Raw genomic sequence first — 12,359 nt, forward strand, 5'->3', positions numbered from 1 at the left:
TGCCTGCCTTATTCCTGACGCCGTCCATTGGATCAAGGGCTATTTTTCTCGGAAGGCTTTCATCAGGATCTCGAAGACCGGACCCGCCAGATAGCGCAGGAAGGTGCGCTCGCCGGTTTTGATCGCCACGTCCGCCGGCATCCCCGGAATAATATTAAGCTGATTGTCGCTCAGAATCGCAACGCCAAGATCATTGATGCTCACTTCGGCCACGTAATATTTGAACTGCTGATTCGGGTCGGTGAAGGCGTCGGCCGACACCTTGACGACCTGACCCGGAATAATCTGGGTGTTGATCCGGGTGAACGCGCCAAAGCGGATGTCGGCGGGGAGTCCAATCTGCACTTCGTCAATATCGGTCGGCGAAACCATGGCCTCAATGACATATTTTTTATTCGTCGGAACGATTTCCATCAGAGTGTCGCCGGGGGCGATGACCTCGCCGATGGTCGTGACCGCAAGACCGGTGACGATCCCCTCGACCGGCGCACGAATCAAGGTGCGCTGCTGCGTGTCTTCCAGGCTGGCAATGCTGTTGGCGAATTCGGCGACCGCCTGCTCGGTCTCGCGCGAATCGGTCTCCACTTCTTTTTGGAACAGAAAATCGGTCTGCAGCAACTGGGCCTCGGCCTCGTTGATTTTGACCCGGGAGTTGACCACCTCCGATTCATAGGAGAAAAGCGAATCCTCCGCCTCCGCGCGATCCCGCTCCATGGCGGTGATGCGGGTATTGTCGACCAGCTTTCTTGCGAACAGGCTCCGCAGATTGGCCAGTTCCTTGTCGTAAGAGTCGATCCGTTGTCGCGCGGTGGCGATCCGGTTCTGCATGCCGGCGATGCGGGCGTTCTGTTCCTGAATGGTTTTTTCCAGGATGGTCTTTTCGTTTTCCCGCGCATTCCGACGGGATTCGAACAAACTCACCTGCCGCTCCATGACTTTCGCCAATTCGCGGTCTTGTTCGCCCTGGGCAATCAGATGCGCAGGAAAGACGATGTCCGCAAGCCCTGAGCGTTCGGCGTCGAGCCGGGATTTGGCGGCCTGGTAGCCGGCAAGCTGGAGTTGCGTGGAGCGCAGCTCGGTGCGGGCGCGCACATCGCTGAGCATCAACAGGATTTGACCGGCCTGCACCAGATCGCCTTCGCGAACCTGGATCTTGGCCACGATACCGCCTTCAAGATGCTGCACTTGCTTGCTTTTGTCCTCGACCCGCACATTGCCGGTCGCAATCACCGCACTTTCCAGCGGCGCGTAGGCGGACCAGCCAATCATGCCAACCACGGCAACGAGTAACGCCAGATACCCCAGTCCCTTGTAAGCCCAGGCATCCATGGGAACCTTGGGCAGGGCGATATTGGGCAATTCCAGATCGTCGTCGGCTTCACCTTCGCCGCGGGGAATCAGATCCGAGCGTTTGAACTGTTCCGAACGGAGGGAGATTTCAGTGGACACGAATCGGTCTCCATTGATGAAGCACGGCTTGGGCGTCGTAATCGTCCAACGGTTCCGGTACGGGCACGGGTTTGGCCGAGACCGGCGCTGTCGCGGGCAACGCCAGCGAAGGCGCGTCGGCAGGACGTTCGGATCGCTTCGGCAGGGCGACGGCAACCTGCGCGTCATCGGCATTGGCCGCAGTCGCGGCATAGAAATCGTCCCGGCTCCCGAAAAAACGCACCTGACCGTTCGCGAGAATGAGCACCTGATCGGCTTTTTCGAGGATGCTACGCCGGTGGCTGATGAAGACCACCGTGGAACCTTGCCGTTTCAGCGTCTCCACCGCGGACATGAGCGCGGCCTGGCCATCCTCGTCCAGATTGGAGTTGGGCTCATCCATGACGACCACGCGCGGATTGTTGTAGAGCGCCCTGGCCAGACCGATCCGCTGCCGCTGCCCGGCCGACAGCATCATGCCCCCTGGCCCGACCTCCGTCAGGTAACCCTTGTTCAGATTGAGCACCACCGCATGCACTCCGGCCAACTTGGCGGCCGTGACGACCTTCTCCGAGCGAATGCGGCCAAAGCGGGCGATGTTATCGGCGATCGTCCCCGCGAACAGTTGGACATCCTGCGGCAGGTAGCCGACATAACGACCGAATTGGAGCGGATCCCAATGGCGCACATCCGCCCCGTCGAATCGGACCCGACCGGACAGCGTGGGCCAGAGTCCTAGAATCACTCGAGCCAGCGTCGTCTTGCCCGAGCCACTGGGACCGATGATCGCCAGCGTTTGCCCCGCCTTCACCAGGACGTTAATCCCGCGCAGAATCGGCGGATCGCCGCTACCGCTCGGATTGCCGGTGCCGGCGAAGACCCCTTCCACACGGATCTCGCCGACCAGTTCCGGCAGACGGATCTGCCGCTCGCGGGGCGGGAACCGGTCCAGCATCTCGCCCAGCCGCTGGTAGGCCAGGCGCCCTTCCATGAGTTGCGGCCAACCGCTGATCAGTGCTTGGAGCGGCCCGAGTGCGCGCCCGGTCAAGATCATGGAGGCAATCAGCAATCCGGGCGACATTTCGAGTTGCAGGATCAGATAAGCCGACACGGCAGTGACCACCACGCGCGCCATATTGCGCATGACCGAGGCGGCGGTGCCATAGATGCTACCCAGATCGTTGCCGCGGGTTTGCTCCGCGGTTTCTCCCAAATGGCTGCTGAGCCACTTGAGACGCAAGAATTCCAGCATCCCCATGGACTGCACGGCATCCGCGTTGCGCAGGCTGTTGAGCAGGAAATCCCTCGACTGACGTCCCTGCTGCTGGGCGTCACGGATGGCCCCCCGGCTGCGCCCGCTATTGAGCAGGGCCAACACGGCGATCACGATACCAAAACCTAGCGCCGTGGTGCCGACCCATGGATGAATAATGTATAAAGCGAAAAAAAAGAGTGGAATGAATGGCGCATCCATCAAGGCCAGGAGGGCGCCGCCGCCAAGCAGATTCCGCAGCGCGGTCAGATCCTCGGTCGGTTGCAGCGAGGTTCTGGCTGGCTGCTCCAGGCCGACCCGGAACACCAGATCGAAGACCCGCGGGCCAAGCTCGTTATCCAGACGATTCGCCAGGCGCGTCATCAAACGCGCCCGGGCGAACATCAAGATCCCGAGCAGAACCAACAGGAACAAAACCAGCCCGGTCAGCGCGTACAGCGTCGACTCGCTGCGGCTGTTCAGCACCCGATCCATCATCTGCATGGTGTACAGGGCGGGCACGAGCGCGCCGAGCGCGATCAGAAGCGAAAAAAGGCTCACCGCGCCCAAGCCGCCCGATAAACGCTTGCGCACCTGGCGCAGTTCACCTTTGGGTGCGGATTTCATGGCAGGCTGACGGGCGTCTTGCTGGACGGCGGAGCAGGTATGCGTGAGGTGTTACACATAGGTATTGGCAGGATTCGGAATATCCCTATCGGACGAGATTGCATCGCGCCCTTGACGGCATGCGCCGTTTCGAGCACTCGGCCGGGCTGGCATCGCAAACATGATCGTCGGAGCTGGCGCGCTTCATGGCGTGTGAACATGGCTCTTGCGGAATAATAACAGCTCCCGGAGGCCAAGTTCTGGCTCAGGCCGCCGTTACAACGTGAGTCGCATTTTGCACGCCGACGAGAGTCCATGCCAATGTAGATTGAGTTTCCGTCCAGGGACGCCAACCCACTCGCAAACGATGGTGTCCGGCGCACTGAACTTTGATCCAGCGAACGTCAATAGGCAAAACCAGGCAAGATCCGGGATGGACATATCCCTGGAAGGTAACTACTCAGGTGTGCCGAACGAGCAACAATCTAACCGGGCTTGAGCCAATTGGCGCCACACGGGCGGTCAAGCGGGCCATCCAGGGCAGACCCTCAAGTGCGTGGCGCAGGCCGATCGGATCGAAACGCATGCCCCACCGAGTCACTGCGACACCTGTGCTCTGCTCCTGCCCGAGGCGACGGTCGTCGAGACCCGCCAGGTGTTCGAGGTGCCGCCGCCGCGTCACGAGGTCATCGAGCATCAGACGCTGGAAGCCACCTGTGCCTGTGGTCAGGCGCACCGCGGGACGTTACCGGTTGAGATGTCGGCTTCGGTGCAGTATGGGCCTCGTCTCAAGGCGACTGTCGTCCATCTGCCCCATCATCACATGCTGCCAGTCTCTCGCACCGGGGCGCTGATGGGCGACCTGTTCGGTCTCCCGCTGTCCGATGGGACCGTGCTGGCGTTTCAAGCGGAGGCGGGCGAGCGTCTTGCCCCACCGTTAACGCGATCGGCGAGGCTCTGAAAACGGTTCCCGTGGCCCACGCCGATGAAACCGGCCTGCGCGTCGCGGGCAAATGGTTCTGGCTGCACCTAGTGGCCACGAACAGCCTGACCTGGACTGGAGACCTTCTGCACGATTCGTTCCTACCTCGCCACCCTCCAGAAACAAGGCATCAATCTGTTCGATACCCTGATTCTGACCTTTCAGGGGACACCACCTCAGCCGCGTTTGACGTGACTTCCGCTCCATGCCTGCTCAGAACACCTGAGTAGTTACCCGGAATTGACATATCGATTGCGCCTGTTAGGCTATCAGGCAGTACTCTTACTCAGGCAGTACTCGCTACTTCTTTTTTCCATTTGCTGTGATTCAGATTTGCATTAAGGAGAAACCATAGTGGATATTTACACTAGCATCTTGATTTCCAATGTCGAGCAGGGCAGTGATGTATCGGGTGGCATGCAAATTTTACTGGGCGACCTTCTTAAGGATCTCAGCGACTCGAATGGGAAAAATCAAGTCGAGGTTTTCGACCCAGATTCCCCGCCCCCCGGTAACACGGATGTCCTAATCGTTCCCGAGGGATTGGGCGAGGATCCGATAGAGATCAATCTTGAGAACCTGGGCGACACTCCGATCCTCGACGGCCGCAACGCAGATGTCGGCATCCAGGTCGATCTGAAGTCTGAGAACGCGGAGGATGAAACCCTACCCGAGACACGGGCGATTCTCGGCTCCGATCACGCCGACCAAGTCATCGGCGGACAGGCCAACCTGGCGGTGGATCTGGGTGACGGAAACGACTCGGTCGTCACCGGAGCGGGCGACGACACGATTTACATGGGAGCGGGCGACGACACGATCCGTCTCGGCGGATTCAACGGCGACTATGGCAACGACTATATCGATGGCGGAGACGGCGAGAAAGATACGCTCATACTGAACGGTTCCGCGGAAGACTGGGCTCGGGTAGACGTCGACGGCGTCACGACTTGGACAAACGCGACCACGGGTCAGACCGTGACGACAGTCGGCGTGGAGACCTTCGAGTTCGAGTTCGACAACGTGCCCAACTCGCCATCCCAAACCGATACGACGGAAGACGACGACGACGATCTCTAATCGAGATTCCATTCGCTGATCTCTCCCGGGCGGCCTTCATGGCCGCCTCATTTTGCTGGCTTGCACGCCCTCGGCTTTCCCGCGCCACATGTCCCACTCCCTGAGCCTGCTCAGTCATGAAACCCGCGTGCATCCGGCCCGCGCGAAGCACTGGCTCGATCTAGCGACCGGGGCTTTCGCGCCAGACGCGGAGTTGGCTGTTTTACGAGCCGTCAACGCACTGCGGACCGGCGACTTCAGCCTGGCCATTGCGCGTTTTCTCTGCGCCGCCCAAACCCTTCCCGAGCAGTCCGAGCTGATCCACGCCCTGTCCCAAGTCCTGGATCGGGCGGGTCTTCCCGAGGCAGCGCTGGAACAGTGGCTCAAGTTGGTCGCCGCCGATCCGCGCCAACCCGGCCCATTGGAGCAGGCGCTGGAGCTGACCCAGCGGCTCGGCGACCTCGCCTTGCCCAGCGCCCAGGGGCTCTGTCGCGCCCAATTGCCCCATCTGCGAGCCCATCAGCGCCCTGCCCTGCATCGCAGCGTCCGGGCGCTGAACGAGCAGCATGGAACGATCGGTGCCGTCTGGCTGGAGGAACGCCGTCTCAAGGGCTGGGCGCTCGATCAAGTATACCCGACTCGTCGCCTCGAAATTCTGGTCTATCTCAATGGCCAAACGGGACCACGCCTGACCCCCGCAGGGAGGTTTCCAGTTGGGAGGAGCTTCCAGTTCGATCTGCCAGCCGCGGTATGCGAGGGTGGAATCGTCATCGATGCGCTGACCGACACTGGCGCTCGCCTGGCGGGCGCGCCGCTTCTTCTCGGTGCCCCTCCGCCCTCCTGGATTGCACGGTCGCCAGGCGATCCCGCCCTACGTCCGGGACGCGGGATCGATCTGGTGGTTCCCGTCTACCGGGATCGCGCGTCCGCAACCCGCTGCCTCGATTCGGTTCTGGCTAGTCGACGCTGCAATCGACAGCATTTCCGCCTAGTCCTGATCAACGATTGCTCGCCCGAGCCCGGCATGAAAACCTGGCTGCGCTCGCTGGCCCAGGATGCTCATTGCGTTTACCTGGAAACGCCCCGGAACCTTGGCTTCATCGGCGCCATCAATCTGGCTCTGGCGGTCTGCCGCTGCCGGAACATGGTCTGGCTCAATTCCGACACCCTGGTGGCGGGCGACTGGCTGGACCGTCTGCATGCCGCGGCCCATTGTGCCGCGGATGTCGCAACGGTCACGCCGCTGTCCAATAACGCCCAGCTCTTCAGCCATCCGCGGGTGATGGCGGACAACCCGATGCCCGACGCGCAAGGCACGGCCCATCTGCATCGGCTGGCGGGGATAGTCAATTCCGGACACTATCCGTCCGTGCCGACCGGCGTCGGCTTCTGTCTGTACCTCAAGGCCGAGGCGCTGGCCGCCGCCGGGCCGCTCGACGATCGTGCCTACCGGTTGGGTTATGCCGAGGAGGTCGACTATTGCCTGCGGCTGAATGCCGCCGGATGGCGCCATCTTTGCGCCACCGATGTTTACGTGGCACATCAGGGCGGCGTTTCCTTCCAGGCGGACAAGACCCGTCTGGCCAAGAACAATGACATGATCATTCAGCAGCGTTATCCGCAAGGACGCGCCGAAATTGGCGATTTCCTGCGCAGCGATCCGCTATCGGCCGCGCGCGCTCGTCTGGAGCGACGCTGGCTGACGGAATCGAACCAATGGGATGGACTCTTCCTGTTCTCGGCCGCGGCGGCGCAACGCTTTTATGTCTTTGACACCCTGCAACGACGCCATCAGTCTGGCGCGAGGGATCTGCAACTGCGCTGCCTAAAGGATGAGGACGGCCTGGTCGTGCGGCTTGAGGGAACCCTGGACTGCCCCCCCTGCAATCTCCGTTATCGACTGCCCTTGCAACAGGCCAATCTTGCCCGCGCATTCCAGGCATTGCGAATCGACGGAACCATAACGGTCTTTCATGACCGAGAGTTTCCCCCGGTAGTGTTCGATCTGCTCGCCAGTGCGCCCGATACCTTCGACCTGATTTGCCTGGACGACTCGCTTGCAAGAAACTCCGCCTCCTTGGCTCGCCTGCCCGCCAACCATGTCCCGCGCGGACACAACCGTTATCGCATGGCCAGATGGACGAAGCGGGGCTGGATTCGATCTCCGCCGATCCCGCTCGATCATACCGCCGACCTACGCTGGGGAGGCGCGACGTCTTCCGACCCAGCCTGGATTGTTGTGCCGTGCCAGGGTTTCGCCGCCGCAGACCATCGGCGCCTGCTCGCGCTCGTCCGGATCAATCAGTCGCGAGTTCGTTGGTTAGCGCTTGGCGAGCTCATCGACCCCCCTGCCCTGCTTTCCACTGGCCGCTGCGAATGGTTGCGCAACCCATCCGTCGAAAGCCTGCTGGAGCAGTTGACATGGATCGGCTGCCGTGGCGTCCTGAATCTGCGAGAGCCGCCGGGACCGGATCCCAGCGCCTTTCTGATCAGCCGCCGTCTCGGTCTTCCCTACGTGGGTTTGCAGGTCGGCGATGGCGTCGCCTACCTCACCGAGCCTAAAACACATGGTGTTCCCAAAGGATCCACCCCCGAGGCGTTTCTGAACGCGATTTTGACGCTTCTCGCACAAGACGAAGAGGATGGATCATGAGTACGGCGCCCTCGCTCCCTGGCTTGCAGGGCGCATTGCATCCGCCGTACGGCAATCTGCTCCATGGCTGGGTCTGGCACTCCGGAGCGCCCCAGCGCCGCTGGTGGGTGGAGATCCTCCTTGAGGACATCACCCTTGCGGTCGTCGAGGCGCGACTCTATCGGTCCAGGTTGGCCGAGGCAGGGATCGGCGATGGCTGCCATGCCTTCTGTTTCGCCCTGCCCGAGGCGGTCTGGACCGAGTCGGGCCGTCTCAGCGCACGGCTCGCCAATACCCTGCGGAGCTTGCCCGGCACTTACGAACTCGGCGAGCCGGTCGACATCGACAAGAACGCCTTGCCCGAAACGATCCCCCTGGATGGGCAATTGGTGATCGGCGACGGCGGATTACATCTGCACGGATGGGTCAACGACCCTGCTCAACCGGGCCAAAGCGCGACCCTGATCTGCTCTTGCGATCAACGGGAACTGTGCCGCGCCACGACCGACAAACAGCAGCGCTTCACCATCGCGCTGCCGCTCGACCTCGCCGACGGCGTGGAGCGCAAGGTTCACCTCTTCGCCAATGGACGTGCGCTGCCAGGGAGTCCAGCGCGCATTCTTATCCATCGGCGCGGGCCCCGGCGCTTACTGCGGGATCTGCTGGAGCGGCTGGATTCTGGCACGCCGCCACCTGCACTCGCAGGCGAGATTGCTGTGCTGGATCGGCTGCTCCAGGAGGTCGAAATCCGTCACCCTCAAGGGGTGGCCATCGCCGATTACCAAGCCTGGTTCAACGCTTTTGAGGCTCCGGAGCATCCTCGCCGACTGACCGGCGGACTGATCCGCGTGCTGATACGACACGGTCAAGGACTCGCGCGAACGCTGGCCAGCCTCCTTTCCCAAACGCATCAGAACTGGCGCGTCCTGGTCATCGGCCTGCCCGACGACGCAACGCTTCCCGACGACCCAAGAATCCAGGGACAACCAGACACCGCAGTGACGGTGGAGCCGGATCGGCTCGCCGACGACGCGCTGCTGACCTTTATCGAAGCTGGAGACCATCTGCCATCGCAGGCGCTGGCCTGGGTCGCGCGGACATTCCACGAACATCCCATCGACGCCCTTTACACCGATTGCGACGAGGACGATGCCCTCGGCGAACGTAGCAACCCTTGGTTCAAACCGGCCTGGGATTTCGAACTCTTCCAGGGGATGGACTATCTCCATCATCTGTTTGTCGTCCGCGCGGGTCTGCTCAAGGGCGTCGAATTGTCCTGGCTAACCGACCTCCCCTATCTGGCGGTCATCACGCTACTTAACCGATCGCCTCAAGCCCGGCCTTGGCATCTGCCCCGCGTGCTCTACCATCGCCGCTATCGGGCGGCCTTCGGCGTCAAAATGGGAGAGCGCCGGCGCGCGCGTCTTCAGGCATTACTGGGTCAACATTTTCCAGAAAACCCGCCCGAGGTTTTACCCCATCCGAGCGGAGCACCCGCTTTACGGCAAGTACGCTGGCCTCTCCTGCGTGCGCCCCGGGTGAGTATTCTCATCCCCACGCGCGATCGCCTGGATTTGATCAAACCTTGCGTGGGCAGCCTGCTCGCCTACACGGATTATCCGAATGTCGAGATCCTGATCCTGGACAACGAGTCACGGGAGCCCGAAACCCTGGACTGGCTGGCGGAGCTGGCCGAAGAACCCCGCTGCCGCGTACTCCCCTGCCCCGGCCCCTTCAATTATTCGCGCATCAACAACGATGCCTCGCGGCAATGCGACGGCGAACTGCTGTGCCTGCTGAACAACGACACCCTGGTTCCCGAGACATCCGGTCACTGGCTGCGCGACATGGTGAGCAAACTGCTCCAGCCGGGGGTTGGCGCGGTCGGCGCCAAGTTGCTCTGGGCCAACCGCATGGTGCAGCATGCCGGAATCGTGCTTGGTGTGGGCGGCGTGGCGGGACACATCGGCAACCTCTGGATGGAGACGGATCCCGGTTATCGCCATCTGAATCAACTGGCCCGCTGCGCCTCGGCCGTCACCGCCGCCTGCCTGCTGACCGACCGTCAACTCTATCGCGACCTGGGCGGTCTCAATCCAGACCAGTATCCGGTGGCCTTTAACGACGTGGACTACTGTTTGAGGGTGCGGGAAACCGGCCGGCGCATCGTCTGGACTCCCTTCGCGCCATTGTTCCATCTGGAATCCAAAAGCCGGGGGTTGGATCACGCAATGCCGGAAAAACAGGTTCGCGCCCGCCGGGAAATCGCCGCATTACAAAGGCGTTGGACGGACCAACTGGCGGCGGATCCGTATTATCATCCGGCTCTGTCGCTCTACGCGCGCCAGCCGCCCTTCGAGGGATTGGCCCTGCCGCCACGCCCTCGGGATCCACGCTGATATCAAACATCGCATGACGAAACCGGTCCTTCCGCCACCAGTCATTCCGCCACTTCCGGGCAGTTTTCTGAATCCCGCCACGCGCCACGTACTCTGCGGCTGGGCGCGCGATCCATCCCGACCGGGCCGCAAGTTGAGCGTGGAACTTGAAAACGCCTCGGGTGGTCTGCGCGTGTGCCTGCGCGCCAATCTGCCGACCGCTGGACGCATCGGACCGCACCGATTCGCCTGTCATTTGCGCCAGGGCCTTGATCCCGGCGACACCGTCCAGGGACGTATCGTCGAAACCGGCGAGCCGCTGAAGGGCAGCCCGCGCATCGTCAATGCGCAGGAAACGACGCAGGCGCTCTATTCGCCTCGCCATGACTATCTGATCTACTACAGCGCCAAATCGGCCTGTACCTGGCTCCGCAGCCTGTTCGCATTCCTGCACCAGGAAGAAGCGCGACTGCCGCTCGATCCGCACAATCTGCCGCCAGCCTTTCCCCTGGATTCCAGCGCCTTTCCCTCGGCGGCCCTGGCCCTGGTCCGTGACCCGGCCGAGCGACTGCTTTCCAGTTTTCTGGACAAGGTGGCCTCCTGGGCCTACAACCCTAAAATTAGCCGCGCCCGCCCCATCCTGCGTTGGCGATTTGGAGCGGACGAGGCGCGTTACCCCGAGCTGACCTTTCTGGACTTCCTGGCCTACCTGACCGAATGTCCGTACCCTGGAGACGAACATTTCTGGCCACAGCCTATCTATCGGCCAGGGGTACGAATCGCACGGGTCGAATCGCTCGAAACCGATATTCGCGCCTTTTATGCCGACGTTCGGCCCGCGCTCCTAGAAGCCGTGGACGGGTTTCTCCAACAGGATAGGGGGATACGCAATGCATCGCACAATACCAGGCTCGCTCGAAAAATCGAGCGCCAAGGGGCCGAGACACTGGGAATCGGCGAGCTGGCCACACTCCTTCAGTCCGGAACCGGGCTCGAAAGAACCAGTTTCTTCAGCACCCTGGTTTGCGAGCGGCTCGATGCGCTGGTTCAAACCGAAAGGGATATTTATGGCTATCCGTCGCGTCAATAATTCACGCTTTCCGGCATCGCGAGGTTTGACATGCTGGTTTTCAGATTAGCCGATGACGGCATCCAGGTCAGCCGTTCGAACGGAGACGAAGACAAGGAGCGGAACAAATTCGAATTGCTAGGGACCATCAGGCAGTTCCAATTAATTGAAGACATCAAGCGAGTCAATGCGCGTGGTTATTTGGTACCGTCGGACCTACGCGAAAGCTGCACCCCACAGGAAATCGCGTCCCTGGATTCATGGTTGCGGGATCTGCGAGCGCTGAACCAGCAAACGAATCAGTTGGAGCTCTCGATTGCCGCCCTGGCCTTACCCGAAACCCTAGCGGAGGCCGAGCGCTGGTTTGCCGAAACGTCCTCTCCTCAGGCCGTCTTTCTCGCCCTGCGGATCGCCGCCGCCATGCAGGGGCTGGAAGCCATCCTGCCCAGCGCGGCACCGGCACCCGCGGCTGAAGCGTCTTCAGCCCCGCCCAAAGCCCGCGGACATCTCGATCGGGTAACGCCCCGGCGCATCTCGGGCTGGATCAGTCAACCGGGCCTGGAGCAACCCTTGAAGGTTCTCCTGCGGATTAACGGTGACCGGGTGCTCCGCGTGTTGGCGGACCAGCCCCGCCCCGATATACTGGAACGCGGTCTTCACGCGACTGGCAACTGCGGTTTCAAGGTTCAACTGCCGCCCGATCAAGCCCTCGCGCCCGGCGATATTGTACACGCGTTCGCTGACCCAGACGGACCTGAACTCCGTAACAGTCCCGCCCGCTGCATCGCGCCGCCGGTTAAACGCGACCGCGACACGGATCATTGATTGCGTCACTCGTCCTCTTTTGACTCCTCGACCCTCGATCCCGAGAGGTCGCGTAAATTCGGCAGCGATGGCGCCACCCCCCTTGTACCGGCTCATCTCGCCCCAAAGCAGCGAGCTGGCCCCATCTA

Annotated in this window: 8 protein-coding genes; 6 read left to right on the top strand and 2 right to left on the bottom strand. The window is 61.7% G+C overall.

The features are described 5' to 3' along the window. Window positions 1-39: 39 nt before the first annotated feature. Together CCR95_RS04655 and CCR95_RS04660 are read right to left on the bottom strand one after the other, a co-directional pair. Window positions 40-1,449, bottom strand: a complete 1,410-nt coding sequence (locus tag CCR95_RS04655; RefSeq protein WP_201092292.1) for an HlyD family type I secretion periplasmic adaptor subunit — start codon at window positions 1,447-1,449, stop codon at window positions 40-42. Continuing rightward, entirely contained in the window at window positions 1,439-3,307 is a 1,869-nt protein-coding gene (locus tag CCR95_RS04660; RefSeq protein ID WP_201092293.1) for a type I secretion system permease/ATPase, read from the bottom strand. The genes CCR95_RS04655 and CCR95_RS04660 overlap by 11 nt, the downstream gene beginning before the upstream one ends. A 535-nt stretch (window positions 3,308-3,842) precedes the next feature. Between CCR95_RS04660 and CCR95_RS04665 the strand changes: the two genes are divergently transcribed. The 6 genes from CCR95_RS04665 to CCR95_RS04690 all read left to right on the top strand — a co-directional run bounded on the left by CCR95_RS04665 (window position 3,843) and on the right by CCR95_RS04690 (window position 12,231). After that, complete coding sequence (locus CCR95_RS04665) at window positions 3,843-4,247, top strand: IS66 family transposase zinc-finger binding domain-containing protein (RefSeq protein ID WP_201092296.1); 405 nt, start codon at window positions 3,843-3,845, stop codon at window positions 4,245-4,247. Between the two features lie 438 nt (window positions 4,248-4,685). Further along, window positions 4,686-5,348, top strand: coding sequence for a hypothetical protein (locus CCR95_RS04670; protein ID WP_201092298.1), 663 nt, complete (start codon window positions 4,686-4,688; stop codon window positions 5,346-5,348). Window positions 5,349-5,436: 88 nt separating this feature from the next. Continuing rightward, window positions 5,437-7,980 (top strand): glycosyltransferase, encoded by a 2,544-nt coding sequence (locus tag CCR95_RS04675; protein WP_201092300.1) that lies wholly within the window; start codon window positions 5,437-5,439, stop codon window positions 7,978-7,980. After that, the gene (locus tag CCR95_RS04680; protein ID WP_201092302.1) at window positions 7,977-10,358 is read left to right on the top strand and encodes a glycosyltransferase family 2 protein; all 2,382 of its coding nucleotides are present in this window, start codon (window positions 7,977-7,979) and stop codon (window positions 10,356-10,358) included. The genes CCR95_RS04675 and CCR95_RS04680 overlap by 4 nt, the downstream gene beginning before the upstream one ends. Before the next feature lie 13 nt (window positions 10,359-10,371). Beyond that, on the top strand, window positions 10,372-11,427 hold the full coding sequence (locus tag CCR95_RS04685; RefSeq protein WP_201092307.1) for a sulfotransferase family 2 domain-containing protein: 1,056 nt from the start codon (window positions 10,372-10,374) through the stop codon (window positions 11,425-11,427). Window positions 11,428-11,670: 243 nt separating this feature from the next. Then, window positions 11,671-12,231: a hypothetical protein gene (locus tag CCR95_RS04690; RefSeq protein ID WP_201092309.1), complete on the top strand. Its 561-nt coding sequence runs from the start codon at window positions 11,671-11,673 to the stop codon at window positions 12,229-12,231. Window positions 12,232-12,359 lie beyond the last annotated feature (128 nt).

This window comes from Thiocystis minor, from assembly GCF_016653465.1.
GTDB classification, from domain to species: Bacteria; Pseudomonadota; Gammaproteobacteria; order Chromatiales; family Chromatiaceae; genus Chromatium; species Chromatium minus.